This is a genomic window from Candidatus Woesearchaeota archaeon (assembly GCA_016187565.1).
Taxonomy (GTDB): Archaea; Nanobdellota; Nanobdellia; order Woesearchaeales; family JACPJR01; genus JACPJR01.
In genome coordinates this window covers 12,486-24,908 of the sequence record JACPJR010000010.1, presented here as the reverse complement: position 1 = coordinate 24,908, position 12,423 = coordinate 12,486, and the positions used below count along the sequence as shown (strand labels likewise).

Here is a 12,423-nt window from a genome sequence, read left to right as displayed (position 1 = left end):
AACATTTAAATAATACCCACCTCTCCCTGCTCTGCTGTTCCTAGCATAAAATGAGGTGTAGTTATGCGCAAGATATGCATCATCAATCAAAAAGGAGGCGTCGGAAAAACAACAACAACTGTTAATCTTGCTGCAGGACTTGCCAATAAAGGAAAGCGCGTTTTACTTCTTGATTTAGATCCTCAGGGAAATGTTAGTACCTGTTTGTGTGCACGTGCTGATAAGAATATATACCATCTTCTTGCAGAAGGCGAAAACCCAAAAAAATGCATGGTTGAACTAACCAAGGACTTTCACCTTATTACGAGTGATAAAACATTGGCAAAGGCCGAGCTGATCCTTTCAGGACAACCAAATCGTGAGTTGGCCTTACGCAAAGCAATGCGGACAGTGCAGGATTACGACTATGTTTTCATTGACTGTCCACCATCCATTAATCTCCTTAATCAAAATGCGCTTCTCTATGCAGATGAGGCATTTATTCCAGTCTCAACAGACTATCTTGGTCTCGATGCCTTAAAGAAGATGGTTGCCACGATTGATAACTTCAACGAGCTTTTTGAACACACCTTAAAGGTCACGGCAATTATTCCAACCCTACACGACAAAAGAAATAAAATCTGTGTCCAGACCTTGAATGAAATTAAGAAGGGCTACAATGGTATTGTCGTCGAGCCTATAGGAATTAACTCGAAGCTCAAAGAAGCTCCCAGTAAAGGATTAACCATCTTTGACTATGCCAAAGGCTCACGGGGCGCAAAAGATTATTTGAAGCTGGTGAATACGGTTATTGAGAAAGAGTTTTATTACGCATAACTTAGGTGTTCTTCTTCACATTCTTGTTCTGAAAAGATTTAATATAGCAAAAGACACAAATGTTTAGACAAAATAAGATTGGCTTTTGCTCCCTCAAAAATGTAAGACATTTTTGGGGCACAGAAAATCCATGCGGATTTTCTCGTGTATTACGAAAAGACTACATTGTCTAATTATTTATGTCTTTGAGTATAGAAAGAAACGAGGAAGATTCCTACGGAATCTTCCGAACTAGCGGACCAGGGGAGATTTGAACTCCCGACCTACAGCTCACTTCGAGAAGGAAGCAACAAGATCACTTCCTCTGCATAGGAGGCTGTCGCCCTATGTACCCAAAGCTTACGCCTCTGCTGCAAAGACCTTGCAAATAACAAGGTGCTTTTTGCGTATGAAATAAGCGTAAGCATTACCAGGCTAGGCTACTGGTCCATTTCCTCATGGAGACTTTTCTTTCTTATTAAATTTGTCTAAAAAAGGCATCTAACTAAAACATTTATATATGCAGAGCTTTTCTCGCCCTAAACGAGGGCTTGGAGTTATGCAATGTATAAAACATCTTTGGTTAAGGTAGCAGCAAGCTTTAGCCTAGTAATTATCTTCTTAGCTACGATCTCAGCTTTTCAGCCGAGTTTTTGTTATGAAACTGATAACGGATCCAATTATTTTCTCAAAGGGTATGTTAATTCTTCAAACGGATCTATTACTGATTACTGTCAGGACGAGGTTCTTATTGAATACTCCTGTCTCAATGACACTTATTTATTCAAAGAAACGGTTAGCTGTAGTGAGTATAATGCAACTTGTCAAGAAGGAGCATGTAGCTTTCTTCCACAAAATAGCTCAATCTGTGGCGATGGAACCTGTGATCAAAATGAGACATGGTTAAATTGCCCAAAGGACTGTAAAGAACCTCAGCCGAGTTTTTGTTATGAAACTGATAACGGATCTAATTATTTTCTCAAAGGGTATGTTAATTCTTCAAACGGATCTATTACTGATTACTGTCAGAACGAGGTTCTTATTGAATACTCCTGTCTCAATGACACTTATTTATTCAAAGAAACGGTTAGCTGTAGTGAGTATAATGCAACTTGTCAAGAAGGAGCATGTGGCTTTCTTCCACAAAATAGCTCAATCTGTGGCGATGGAACGTGTGATCAAAATGAGACATGGTTAAATTGCCCAGACGATTGTGAAGATCCAACCCCTCCTGAGAATACCTCTCAGGAGAACAAGAGCAAAACGACACCCGAACCACTTAATTCGTTGACAGAAGAACTTGACGCAGCAAGCGATAATCAAAAAGGTAGTGCGCCTCATGACGTAATCGATGCCAGTCCTACGACTACATCTACGCATAGACAAACAATTATCTTTTTTAACACTCTTACCTATCAGCCCGATCAAAGTACTGATCTTCAACGGAATATATCTACGTTCTATAATCAGACAAATGTGGGAATTGGTGAACGAATAAAAGCCACAGGCATTGCACCCGATTTAGATAACAAAAAGATCAAAATTCTTATCACAAGGAAAATAAAAGTACCAAAAGCAAATCTTGAGCAACTGGAAAGCTCTTCTGAGGAGATTAATGCTTCCTTTTACTATAGTGGGTTCTTGCGAGTTGAAGACGAGCTTTATCTCCTTTATAATGTGCATGAGTCTTTAGATATCATAAGCTTCAGTCTTCAGAAAGAAGGGGATACTTCTCAAATGAGGCTTGATCGTAACAACGGACTGCTTGTTGGAAGCATTCAAGGTATCGGAGAGATCACCTTAACACTTGCACCGTAAGGACAATGAAACCAATAAAAGCAGATTCTGACAAATCAAAAGGAGTACCTTGGTCACGTTGGTTACTCTTAGTCATTCTTCTAGGAACGGTTATTGTGCAAACAGAAGGGGTTCAGGCACAAGGATCAATTTCATTAAGGGAAACAGAGATCAGTTTAGACTATTTTGGATCTGCACTTGTCAGAGATTTTTATTATCTCGATACCACAACTATCCCTACTATTAGCGTTACTATCCCTCGAACAGAGTCAGTAAGGGTTTATGATTGGGAGGGGGAGCTTAATTTTACTTACCAAGAGGGAGTTATACGTATAATTCCTTCACGCCAAGAAAAAATCTACACCTTTTCAGTAGAGTACCTTACGAATGAATTCACCATTAAAAATCGTGGACGTTGGCAATTTGATTTCACGTTTCTAAGCTCTTTTGCAGTGGAAGATTGGCTCTTTACTCTCTATTTTCCTAAAAATACTTCTATTCAGTCCGTTGATACAAATGGTTTTGTGGTAAACCGTCAAGAAGATGACAAACTGAATATCTATCTAGAGGACATTACCAATAATGAGAGCAATCGACTTGTAGTATATTATGAACTACAGGGAAAAAAGAGTATACCTTCCTCTTCTCCAAATGTTGATGTTGGACGCTCAAACAAAAAAGTGAAAGAAAATTTGTTTGCCTCTTTACCCTGGAAAATTATCGGGAGTGTACTTCTTCTCCTTGGACTTGGAATCAGTAGTTGGATATTTATGAAGAGTAAACAAAAAAAGACATTGTCACCAACACAGAAATCTATTCTGGGTACCCTCTCCCCTACAGAACAAATGATTATTCAAGCAATTATCCAAAACAGAGAAAAGGTAACACAGAACCAGATTAGAGTCGTAACGGGTATGCCCAAAAGCACTTTATCGAGAACACTACGAAAATTACAGCAAAAAAAAATTGTCGAAGTATTGGCAATTGGAAATTCTAACCTTGTTAGGCTTACTGAATGGTTTAAACATCAGTAAACGGCTTGTTCCATCTTGTTCCACTATACCTTAATATTCTGTTCCACTCCTTATTCTCCACCAAAGCCCTTAATAAAACAGAAGGCTTGTCACTTTGATAGGTCTTCTGTTTCTTTGTATGGGCGGAGGTAAAAAATGGGAGATATAAAAAATAAAAGAAGGGTGGCAGAGATAGCCATCTTAACGGTAGTTGTGGTAGCGGTGCTGGTAACAAGCATCTCAGTGTTTGGCAGTGTTCCACCTGGAGATTCGGTAAACCTTAATGGAACCCCTTGTGGTAACATGACCAGAAGCAACCAGACTGTAGGTGTTCATTGTATCGAATTTCCGGTTAACAGAAGCCAGTTGCCTACAATGGACTATACTCTCTCTTAATTGAGAGCAATTTTCTTTTTTTTTAATTTTTATTTTTTTCATAATTCATAATCTTTTTATAACGTGTCATGCTTTTCTCATAGAATCGAAGTTCCTTATACCAGAGGTAAGAGGAACATTTAAAAAGTTAGAACGTAAGGGGGAGATAATGACCGAATATTTTATCACCTTACCCTGGTTCAGGGGAGTTTATGTCGTCTTTGAGATGATCGCGCTTGTCGTTGCGTTTCTCATCGCATTTTTTAGCTATCGTGCATACAAATACACCGCACAAAAACAGTTCCTTATGTTTGCCGGTGCTTTTCTTTCCATTGGCTTTTCATTTGCCTTGAAAATGGTAGCCCATACCTTGGTTTTTGTCAATGATTTAGAGACAAAAATGGTTGGTTCTGTGGTGATAACACAGTATGTTCCACAACAGATAGAATGGATCAATCTTGTTGGACTCTTTCTTCATCGGTTTTCGATGCTCTTTGGCTATCTGATCATCCTAGCGATTGTACTACGTATACGTGACCAGAAAATATTTTATGTATTAACGTATTTTATATTCATCACAACGATCTTTAGTTACAATTCTTACTTTGTCTTTCACCTAACCTCTATTGTATTACTCTTGGTTATCGTGGGTAAATATTATTATCATTACATCCATGAGAAGACACAGACCACATTGCCCGTTGCTATTGCGTTTACCACACTGCTCATCAGCCAAATTTTGTTCATCCTATTAGCGTATACCGTAACTGCGTATGCCATTGCAGAAGCATTGCAACTTATTGGATTTTTGATACTCCTCTATGCATACCGATGTATTACTAAGAAATGTTGAAGGTGATTAGCTCAGCGAATTATTCGAATAACAAGCATGGCACAACGACGAACAAAGATTGAGATTGTCAATGATATTTTGACCTCAATCCAAGTAAAAGGCGGCAAGATTAAACCGACCCATCTGCTGTACAAATCAAATCTTTCCCACCAGAAGATGAAGCTCTATTTAAAAGAGCTCATAGCAGGAGGAATGGTCGTTGAAACCATGGAAAAAAACGTTAAATACTACGCGATTACTGAAAAAGGTTACCACTATATCAGTGAGTTTAAGAAAATCAAAGAGTTCTCGGATGTTTTCGGCTTATAATGATACCTACATCAACTGATAGCAAGACATTTATAAGGGGGCTGAAATCTAAAGAAACAAGGATTAGAAAAATAAAGCAGATCATACCCATGGTAAACAAAACACGTACCACTGAGGAGATCAGCCAAGATCTCCTGGGGTGGATTGAAGGCTTTATCAAACATAAAGACCTTATGCTTCGAAAGATCGTTGGGCTAGAAAAAACTGCAAATACGCTACAAGTGAACTATAAAGATAAAGAACAGTTATTTATTATTGCTCCTGTTGTTGATGACCTGACTAAACTTCTTGTTCCTTACGAAACAACAAAATCAATCGGAATAGTTCTCCTCAATACCAAGGAAAATCTGCAAGCAGTTCTCCAGCATTGGAACGCCCTCAAAGAACGAAGATTCCTGAGTTTGTATTTCGTCAATCCTTTTGCTGAACATGATAAGCAGTGGATTATCTTTCCCTATACGCATAGCAGAATTGGGGATGACGCCAGTCTTACCTTAGGTTTGAATACCATGTTTGAACAAGTAGGGGAAGTTGATATGCAAAGGTTTAAATCAACAAGATAAGCACAAAGAGATGAACGTAAATAACCTCAATAGAGCAAAAATCCGATAGAGATGCTTAGGCAGGTTGCCACGGCCATACCAATCAGGGATATGGGGGCTCAACTATAACAAAGGACTGTGTCCAAAACTGTTTTGATTCCCTTTTCCCTGGGTATCAAGGCCAGGTATTCCAAAACGATATCGAGAAAAAGATAATTGTCGGCATCAAACCATACGAGCCATTTCTTGACGAAGAGTTTTCTCAAGTTTTCCTGATCGAAGCAGTTGTGTTGCTTTCCCCAGTACTCCTTCATTACCCGGAGCCGGTTTTTCAAGATCTCGAAGCGTCCGGTAAAAACCACGTCTCCGTCCATACTGGAATGCAGCCCGTTGTTCAGCAGGAAGGGAAAGGTATCCGTCAATAGTACTCATTATTCTAGTTTTATCATCAGGCATTTTTCCATGTACTTCCATAAGGAGGTTGGTGGTATGATCACTGACGATTTCTCCGGTAAATCGACTATCGAGGTGCTCGATGAGCAAACGTTCTTGACGAACAATCTCATCATCATTCATAGAAACAAAAGTGCCTTTCTGTTGCTGTCTATAGAGCGGAATTCCTTGGCGTAGAGCAAGGGTTCTGAATCGCACAACCTCTGGATTCACTTCATTGATAACACGAGCAGTCTCAACAGCATGCTCCTCAACAAGATCGTGCCCACCAAATGTTCGTCCGGATAATCCAAGAATCACGTAATAACAGAGCGACAGACCTGCTGCTTTAACATTTAATCCGCCTTGTCTGAGATGTTCAACATCAGTATCTTTATGAACCAACTGAAGTAATTGCGGAGAACCCGATTCGAGACCAACATGAACGCGGCGTAATCCTAAACCATATAGCTCCTGAAGCTCATCAACGGTCTTCCGAGAGGTACTCGTCCCCGTACCATAGGTAGTAACCCGCTCGATCCATGGAAAGGTTCCTTGAAGTTGGGTAAGAACAGGTATAAGTGTACGGGTCGGAACGGTTAATGCATCCGCATCCTGGAGGAAAACATTCCTTGCGTCAGCACCAATCCAATCTGCGACATACAAATAGCTTCGCAATCGTTCATCTCCAAAGAACCCGGGATCAAACATAGCCTGAATTACTTCGCCATCAACAACACCATTTTTCCTGAGCATGAATGGACCAACCCATGGTCTTCCAATAGCTTCCATAACCTCATGAGTAACGGTTCCTCCTAAACCTAGGCTGAACGACTCTGCTTTAATGTCGTGATAGATTGCCTCCATCGCTTGGATGTCCGCACCGATGTCAGCTGGAGATCGGGGAGTATACCTTCCTTTTCTATACAGCCCGCAGAAAGAACAACTAAAGGCACAGTTTTGTTGGACAAGCACAAAAAGGCTTCCCTGTTCACTCGGTGGCCGAATAGGACCTTGCGCATACTGGTAATGACCGGATTGATAAAGCATAATCACGCCTTTTTCTTTAATTTTTCTTTAACTTTTGAGGAAGTGCCTCAGCCGGAGTAGCTGCAGAAAGGGTCGGAACAGAGGGCTTTACAGGAAGGGCTTGGGTTGGGGATGTTAAGGTAATGCCTGCTGACTCCATTCGTTGCTTGACCATAAGATTGACTTGGTTCTTAACTGCCATAGCTTTTCCGAAATCTACATCATAGATTATCCAATAGATAAACTGAATCTGGAGAGAATGTGTTCCAAAGTCATCGAGGAATACGAAAGATTCCTCTTTAATCCCTTTGGTGTTTTTCAAAACATCTTGAATGGTGGCAATTGCTTCCTCTACTTTCGCGGCAGGGGTATCATAGGTCAACCCAATCATGGTCTTGATTTTTCTTCCTGCTCTGCGTGAGATGTTTTCAATGCCTGCATTTGCAACGAGCTTATTAGGAATAGTAACCTCTGTTCCTTCAAGAGTCTTAATTCGGGTGCTTCGCATGCCCACTTCTTCTACTGTCCCATCATAACCCGCAACAATGATATGGTCCTTGACGTGAAATGGCTTGTCCGCAAAAATAGAGAATGATCCAAACATATTGCCCAAGGTATCCTGGGCTGCTAAGGCAAATGCCAGTCCACCAATACCGAGACCTGCAAGGATAGAGGTAATATTATAGCCAAAGTTAGCCAGCATAACCAAGACAGTCATAATGATAACAATCACTTTCGTTGTCTTCCGCAAGATTGGAATGAGCTGATCGTCAAGTTTTGACTCTGTCCTTTCAGTGATGGGCACAATATACTCGAGGATCATGGCATCAAGGAATTTCAGAACAAAATAGGCAACGTCGAGAGTTACGGCAGCAACAAAAATTCCCCAGAACACCTTCCAAACTAAATCGTTAACCACAAGCACGTGCATGGCAAAATAGAATCCAAAGATAACCATCAGGGCTACAAGCGGTTTTTCGACCACTTCAAGAAAGATATCGTCAAATTTTGTTTTTGTTTTTGCGGTTATCTTTCGTATCTGGTTCTTCGAAAGAGAATAGAACATTTTTCCCACAATAAACGATCCTAAAAGTATCAACAGAGACAAAATATACTCTCTCACGGTATTCCCGAGCAAAGAATACTCTAAAACATCAACGTAAGCCATGGTATTCGATCAAGGTTGTCTACCTTGCTTTATAAATATTGCTCCCTCCACAACGTTGATTAATACAGCTGCACGAGGAGATTGAAGGAAAACCACAGATGCTGCTCATGTTCTCCTCTTGACATTTCTGATCGACAAATTCAGGCGATACTGCTACATCTTTATTAACACATTGCGGATAGATGCCACAGCAGTTGTGTACATCCTTGATTGCACAATCTGCATCACTGGTACACGAGTAATCAATCGATGCGTAATAATCATCCAGCGAGGAAAACGCAACCGATTTATTCGCTGATTTGTCTGAGACGCATCCAGCCAAGATAATAGAAAAACCAAAGAGTATGGTCAGTAAAACAAGAGATAACATTCTCATCGTATCCTCCTCCTCGGGTAATCTTCTATTAATAGAACATACGGCTGCCGGGATTTGAACCCGGGTCCCGACCTCTCTTCAACAACACTACCCACAGGATATGGTACGCTAAGGTTATGGGAGGGTCGTGTCCTGCCGCTAGACTACAGCCGTACAACCGTTCTAAGAAAGGCAGCAAACTATAAATACCTTATGATCGAACGTGGGACATAGAGGTTAGATTCATCCTCTCATGAAGCGCACCGGCATGTCTGCCATCATCTCACGAGGCCGGGTGTTGATAAAGTACGGTCTTTCCATGGTGAAGAAATCATTGAGGGATTGTGGGGGCACTTCGATCTTCCTCGTCCCGGTCAATTGGATAACCTCTGCTAATGTTTCCCGCACCTCTCCCTCGGTGAGTGTAGGAAGCGCCGCTCGTGGAGCACACAGAAAATGAACAGCACCAACGACATGACCATAACGAACACAAGCGACAGGAAGTTCTGATATACCTTTTCCCAATGAAGCTCCAAGATCCTTAAACTCAACAAAATAACTGTGTTTTGAACTTACCGTATCCATATCTGGTGGCGGAACCAGCGCATACCTCCTACTTTCAGCAGCGTATGGCTTCTCCTCAATGATATACCCTCCTTGATAAGGTACGCCTCTTTCCGACATATTCTCTTTGGCAAACATTACAAGTACCCTTTCTATTCCATTTTGGTCATAAGGAATGGCTGAAGGGGTCTGAGGATAAAAACCAAAACTAGGCAGAGAATCAACAACGTGGTTATATCGGTTAATCATTTCAAAAAAATTCCATGCCTCTGGAGTGCTACTGCTCAATCCAGGAGTTGGCCCATATGCTACGAGCATAACTCCCCGGCTATGTGAAATGTTTCCTTGATTGAGGGTTTCTACACGCATATTCCCACCTCGTTGAATACCATCCTAAACACCTATCGTATGATGGATAAGGGTACGGATAATGGGCAATTTAATAAAAAGGTTTTTATCCAACACCAAACATCCCCTATTGAAGAGGAAGCAAAAACAAAGTAAAAATGCGCTACAAAAAGTTCGATCAGAATTATGTCGTTGTTCTCGAAAAAGGAGAAAAAGTCATCGCATCATTACGCGAGTTTGCTGCGCGCGAAAAGATTATGGCTGGTAGTTTTACGGGCATTGGTGGTGTAACGAATGTTGCTCTCAGCTACTTCTCATCGACAAAGCGAGCGTATGACACCAAGGTGTTTGGTCCTGCCATGTATGAATTAGTGAATGTAACGGGTAACTTCAGTCTTGCTAGTGGGGAGCCCATGATTCATGCCCATGCCACTATTGCCGATAAAGACCACAAAACCTACGGTGGCCATCTCACCGAAGCAGAAGTAGCCATTACTGTGGAAATCATGGTTACCATATTACCCAGCCCCGTTACGAGAACAATAAACCCTGAGTTTAATCTCAAGCTTCTTAACCTTCAAGAATAAGGACGCTCAAAATGATTGTAACCGGTGGCGCTGGAATGGATAGAGAACAGACAGGCTATAGTTCTTTGTTTTTTACCGATATGACTTCTCGGTTGAATGGAAGGTTTGGTATTGATGAAGTGATGGTTGATAGTTTAACAGGGAATAGCCCATTACGAGCTTTTTCTGGAGAAGTGCCTGTACCAATGACGAGGGAAACTGCTGAGATGCTTTTGGGTGCAGCAATCATGAACATTGGAAGCTATGAATCTAATCCAGTTATAGCTCATTTCCTCGATCTTACTGCAAGAATTGGACAGTTCGCTGCTCTGCCTTATGATGAGGTTGCGCAAGCAGCTAGAATTTCAAGAAACTATATTGATATTGCCACAAACGAGCCTCATTTTAGGACAGGCGAAACCACCATGATGGATGGGAGACCATTAAGAATTCTCGAACTTACCGATAGATTAGTACCCGTACGTGCATATTTACCATTATAATAATGGCGAGATTTAAACACCCGAAGAAATATAATCTTCAATGATAATAAAAACTTCCCGAATGTCCGTATGATCGTGTCTGGGTAAAGCTCTCTTGCTGGTAGGTGTTTGGTTCTTTTGTTAAGATCCAACGCGTTAACACTCTTGTTTCGTATTCATCAGGGGTATGAATACTTTCGTGCACATCCACTTCTCGGCTTCGTTCTCCCACAAGATCATCTCGTAAGGTCATCTGCCCTGCTCCGAGGTAAGTAAAGCCCAAAATACCACCCATCATGGTAACCGGAAGCCTGGAAACATGTTTGCCAGGAACCCGTAATGACCAATCTGCAAGCATCTCCTCACGCTGCTGGAGATAATCAGCATTGTAGTGCGGATGAGCACGTTCATCAAGAGCATAGGTAGAAGAAGATGTCTGAACCAAAGGAATGGGCGAAGGGATATCCTCCTTGAGATCATATGACTGTTCTTTATGATCAGAAACCTGCAAAAAGGGATGTTCAAAGCTTCCGTCATGGATTGCTTGAATAGCCTGCTCTACCTCATAAACATATTCTTTATGCATGGGCTTTTGTTTCATGGGGGAGCTAGAAACACTCCGTATTTATAAATCATTGGGTACTCAAAAAGGTGATTCTGCGACAGGAGGATCATAGTTACTAGCTCTGTTGCAGATTGCCGGTCATGGTCTGGTAACAGGCGTGAAGGTAATGAGGAAGCGCTCGAATTCCTGTCCAGAGATCATCATGGATCATAGCTGCTCCAAAGAGCGAGGCTGCTTTCTGTGGATCGCCTAATGAGAGATAACGCTTTCCTAGGTATAGACGCTTCCCCTCAGGATCAAGTGATAAAGCCTGTTCATAATGTGATCGGGCAGTCTCAGCATTGTTACACCATGCATAACAATTACCCAGTACACGATGGATTTCTGCGCGAAGCTCTGGATTTGCAATAGCTGCTTGGTCCAAACGAGAGAGCTGTGTTTCCAAAGAGGGGATAACACCCCATGGTGTTGCTCCACTCATGAGACTATTTGCGAGCGAAAAATAAATTCCTTGAAGTTCTCCTCGCACCTTTGTATCAATACGTGGTGTTGTTGGTTGGAAATACGGAGAATGGATACGATGAAGACTAAACCCATCTCCATGATAGCTTGTCTCGGCTGTAGTCTCAACATACATACGATCACCAAATTCACGGAAACAAACCTCTCTTCCATCCATTATCTTTGTTTTTTCTCTATATTCGCCATTCCCTGGCACAGTGATGCCCGAGGTAAGAACAGACTCGCTTACCTCAAACATGGGTGGAAGAACAAACCCCGATCCCTCATAATCAAGATGGTAACCTCTCTGGGAAACAAGGTCGAAAAAATCAAGAGATGACCTTTCTGTAGAGAAAATCACAGACATGTCGCCTGAGTATCTAATCCCTCCTTTCGTTATCCTCCGCAAACCTTCATTAAACGATTGTCGAGGATTGACCTCATCAGGATTTTGAGCACAAAACCGAGCATAATCATCAACCAATGCAAGAACTGCCTTTCCTAAGGTACGAGGATCCGAAGAAAGTCCGTTTACATGATTTCGTAAGTCACGGCTACGAAGAATCCCTAGGGGCCGTTGTCCTGCATGTTCGCCGACATCATAGCCAAGTACTACTAAATGTTCCAGTCGCTCTGGGAATTTTGCTGCCATAATTCATCCCCCTGTGTCCAATCTAAACTACGATACTTTCTTTACCACACAATGAGTAACCTTCATGCTAAAATTAC

15 protein-coding genes and 2 tRNA genes are annotated in these 12,423 nt (G+C 41.5%); 9 read left to right on the top strand and 8 right to left on the bottom strand.

Annotated elements, in window-relative coordinates:
- Positions 1–63: 63 nt before the first annotated feature.
- Entirely contained in the window at positions 64–816 is a 753-nt protein-coding gene (locus tag HYW21_02810; protein ID MBI2548256.1) for a ParA family protein, read from the top strand.
- 235 nt (positions 817–1,051) lie between these two features.
- Here the strand turns inward: HYW21_02810 and HYW21_02805 are convergent.
- Positions 1,052–1,245, bottom strand: a tRNA-Arg gene (locus tag HYW21_02805).
- A gap of 114 nt (positions 1,246–1,359) precedes the next feature.
- On the opposite strand from HYW21_02805, the gene HYW21_02800 reads away from it, so the two are divergent.
- The 6 genes from HYW21_02800 to HYW21_02775 all read left to right on the top strand — a co-directional run bounded on the left by HYW21_02800 (position 1,360) and on the right by HYW21_02775 (position 5,705).
- A complete protein-coding gene (locus tag HYW21_02800; protein ID MBI2548255.1) occupies positions 1,360–2,613 on the top strand; it encodes a hypothetical protein in 1,254 nt (417 codons plus the stop codon).
- 5 nt (positions 2,614–2,618) lie between these two features.
- A complete protein-coding gene (locus HYW21_02795; protein MBI2548254.1) occupies positions 2,619–3,626 on the top strand; it encodes a hypothetical protein in 1,008 nt (335 codons plus the stop codon).
- Between the two features lie 135 nt (positions 3,627–3,761).
- The gene (locus tag HYW21_02790) at positions 3,762–4,001 is read left to right on the top strand and encodes a hypothetical protein (protein ID MBI2548253.1); all 240 of its coding nucleotides are present in this window, start codon (positions 3,762–3,764) and stop codon (positions 3,999–4,001) included.
- Positions 4,002–4,149: 148 nt separating this feature from the next.
- Positions 4,150–4,833 (top strand): hypothetical protein, encoded by a 684-nt coding sequence (locus HYW21_02785; GenBank protein MBI2548252.1) that lies wholly within the window; start codon positions 4,150–4,152, stop codon positions 4,831–4,833.
- 36 nt (positions 4,834–4,869) lie between these two features.
- The gene (locus tag HYW21_02780) at positions 4,870–5,142 is read left to right on the top strand and encodes a hypothetical protein (protein ID MBI2548251.1); all 273 of its coding nucleotides are present in this window, start codon (positions 4,870–4,872) and stop codon (positions 5,140–5,142) included.
- An 89-nt stretch (positions 5,143–5,231) separates the two neighbouring features.
- Positions 5,232–5,705 carry a hypothetical protein gene (locus HYW21_02775; protein MBI2548250.1) on the top strand — a complete coding sequence of 158 codons (474 nt, stop codon included), beginning with the start codon at positions 5,232–5,234 and terminating at the stop codon, positions 5,703–5,705.
- A 204-nt stretch (positions 5,706–5,909) separates the two neighbouring features.
- On the opposite strand, the gene HYW21_02770 is transcribed toward HYW21_02775, so the two are convergent.
- The 5 genes from HYW21_02770 to HYW21_02750 form a co-directional block, all read right to left on the bottom strand.
- Positions 5,910–7,166, bottom strand: a complete 1,257-nt coding sequence (locus HYW21_02770; GenBank protein ID MBI2548249.1) for a radical SAM protein — start codon at positions 7,164–7,166, stop codon at positions 5,910–5,912.
- 16 nt (positions 7,167–7,182) lie between these two features.
- Complete coding sequence (locus tag HYW21_02765) at positions 7,183–8,313, bottom strand: mechanosensitive ion channel family protein (protein ID MBI2548248.1); 1,131 nt, start codon at positions 8,311–8,313, stop codon at positions 7,183–7,185.
- A 19-nt stretch (positions 8,314–8,332) separates the two neighbouring features.
- Complete coding sequence (locus HYW21_02760) at positions 8,333–8,689, bottom strand: hypothetical protein (protein ID MBI2548247.1); 357 nt, start codon at positions 8,687–8,689, stop codon at positions 8,333–8,335.
- A 39-nt stretch (positions 8,690–8,728) separates the two neighbouring features.
- Positions 8,729–8,842, bottom strand: a tRNA-Gly gene (locus tag HYW21_02755).
- A 69-nt stretch (positions 8,843–8,911) separates the two neighbouring features.
- Entirely contained in the window at positions 8,912–9,601 is a 690-nt protein-coding gene (locus HYW21_02750; GenBank protein ID MBI2548246.1) for a hypothetical protein, read from the bottom strand.
- Positions 9,602–9,738: 137 nt separating this feature from the next.
- Here HYW21_02750 and HYW21_02745 point away from each other — a divergent pair, with 137 nt between their 5' ends.
- Together HYW21_02745 and HYW21_02740 are read left to right on the top strand one after the other, a co-directional pair.
- Complete coding sequence (locus tag HYW21_02745; GenBank protein MBI2548245.1) at positions 9,739–10,167, top strand: DNA-binding protein; 429 nt, start codon at positions 9,739–9,741, stop codon at positions 10,165–10,167.
- 11 nt (positions 10,168–10,178) lie between these two features.
- Positions 10,179–10,649, top strand: a complete 471-nt coding sequence (locus HYW21_02740; GenBank protein MBI2548244.1) for a hypothetical protein — start codon at positions 10,179–10,181, stop codon at positions 10,647–10,649.
- Positions 10,650–10,686: 37 nt separating this feature from the next.
- On the opposite strand, the gene HYW21_02735 is transcribed toward HYW21_02740, so the two are convergent.
- Entirely contained in the window at positions 10,687–11,229 is a 543-nt protein-coding gene (locus HYW21_02735; protein MBI2548243.1) for a hypothetical protein, read from the bottom strand.
- Between the two features lie 79 nt (positions 11,230–11,308).
- A complete protein-coding gene (locus tag HYW21_02730) occupies positions 11,309–12,346 on the bottom strand; it encodes a tetratricopeptide repeat protein (protein MBI2548242.1) in 1,038 nt (345 codons plus the stop codon).
- Between the last annotated feature and the right edge of the window lie 77 nt (positions 12,347–12,423).

Excerpts from the sequence above, each read along its gene's own strand:
- HYW21_02730 (MBI2548242.1), bottom strand. The coding sequence starts at position 12,346 with ATGGCAGCAAAATTCCCAGAGCGACTGGAACATTTAGTAGTACTTGGC.
- HYW21_02765 (MBI2548248.1), bottom strand. The coding sequence starts at position 8,313 with ATGGCTTACGTTGATGTTTTAGAGTATTCTTTGCTCGGGAATACCGTG.
- HYW21_02760 (MBI2548247.1), bottom strand. The coding sequence starts at position 8,689 with ATGAGAATGTTATCTCTTGTTTTACTGACCATACTCTTTGGTTTTTCT.
- HYW21_02785 (MBI2548252.1), top strand. The coding sequence starts at position 4,150 with ATGACCGAATATTTTATCACCTTACCCTGGTTCAGGGGAGTTTATGTC.
- HYW21_02740 (MBI2548244.1), top strand. The coding sequence starts at position 10,179 with ATGATTGTAACCGGTGGCGCTGGAATGGATAGAGAACAGACAGGCTAT.
- HYW21_02750 (MBI2548246.1), bottom strand. The coding sequence starts at position 9,601 with ATGCGTGTAGAAACCCTCAATCAAGGAAACATTTCACATAGCCGGGGA.
- HYW21_02810 (MBI2548256.1), top strand. The coding sequence starts at position 64 with ATGCGCAAGATATGCATCATCAATCAAAAAGGAGGCGTCGGAAAAACA.
- HYW21_02800 (MBI2548255.1), top strand. The coding sequence starts at position 1,360 with ATGTATAAAACATCTTTGGTTAAGGTAGCAGCAAGCTTTAGCCTAGTA.
- HYW21_02795 (MBI2548254.1), top strand. The coding sequence starts at position 2,619 with ATGAAACCAATAAAAGCAGATTCTGACAAATCAAAAGGAGTACCTTGG.
- HYW21_02745 (MBI2548245.1), top strand. The coding sequence starts at position 9,739 with ATGCGCTACAAAAAGTTCGATCAGAATTATGTCGTTGTTCTCGAAAAA.
- HYW21_02775 (MBI2548250.1), top strand. The coding sequence starts at position 5,232 with ATGGTAAACAAAACACGTACCACTGAGGAGATCAGCCAAGATCTCCTG.
- HYW21_02790 (MBI2548253.1), top strand. The coding sequence starts at position 3,762 with ATGGGAGATATAAAAAATAAAAGAAGGGTGGCAGAGATAGCCATCTTA.
- HYW21_02780 (MBI2548251.1), top strand. The coding sequence starts at position 4,870 with ATGGCACAACGACGAACAAAGATTGAGATTGTCAATGATATTTTGACC.
- HYW21_02735 (MBI2548243.1), bottom strand. The coding sequence starts at position 11,229 with ATGAAACAAAAGCCCATGCATAAAGAATATGTTTATGAGGTAGAGCAG.
- HYW21_02770 (MBI2548249.1), bottom strand. The coding sequence starts at position 7,166 with ATGCTTTATCAATCCGGTCATTACCAGTATGCGCAAGGTCCTATTCGG.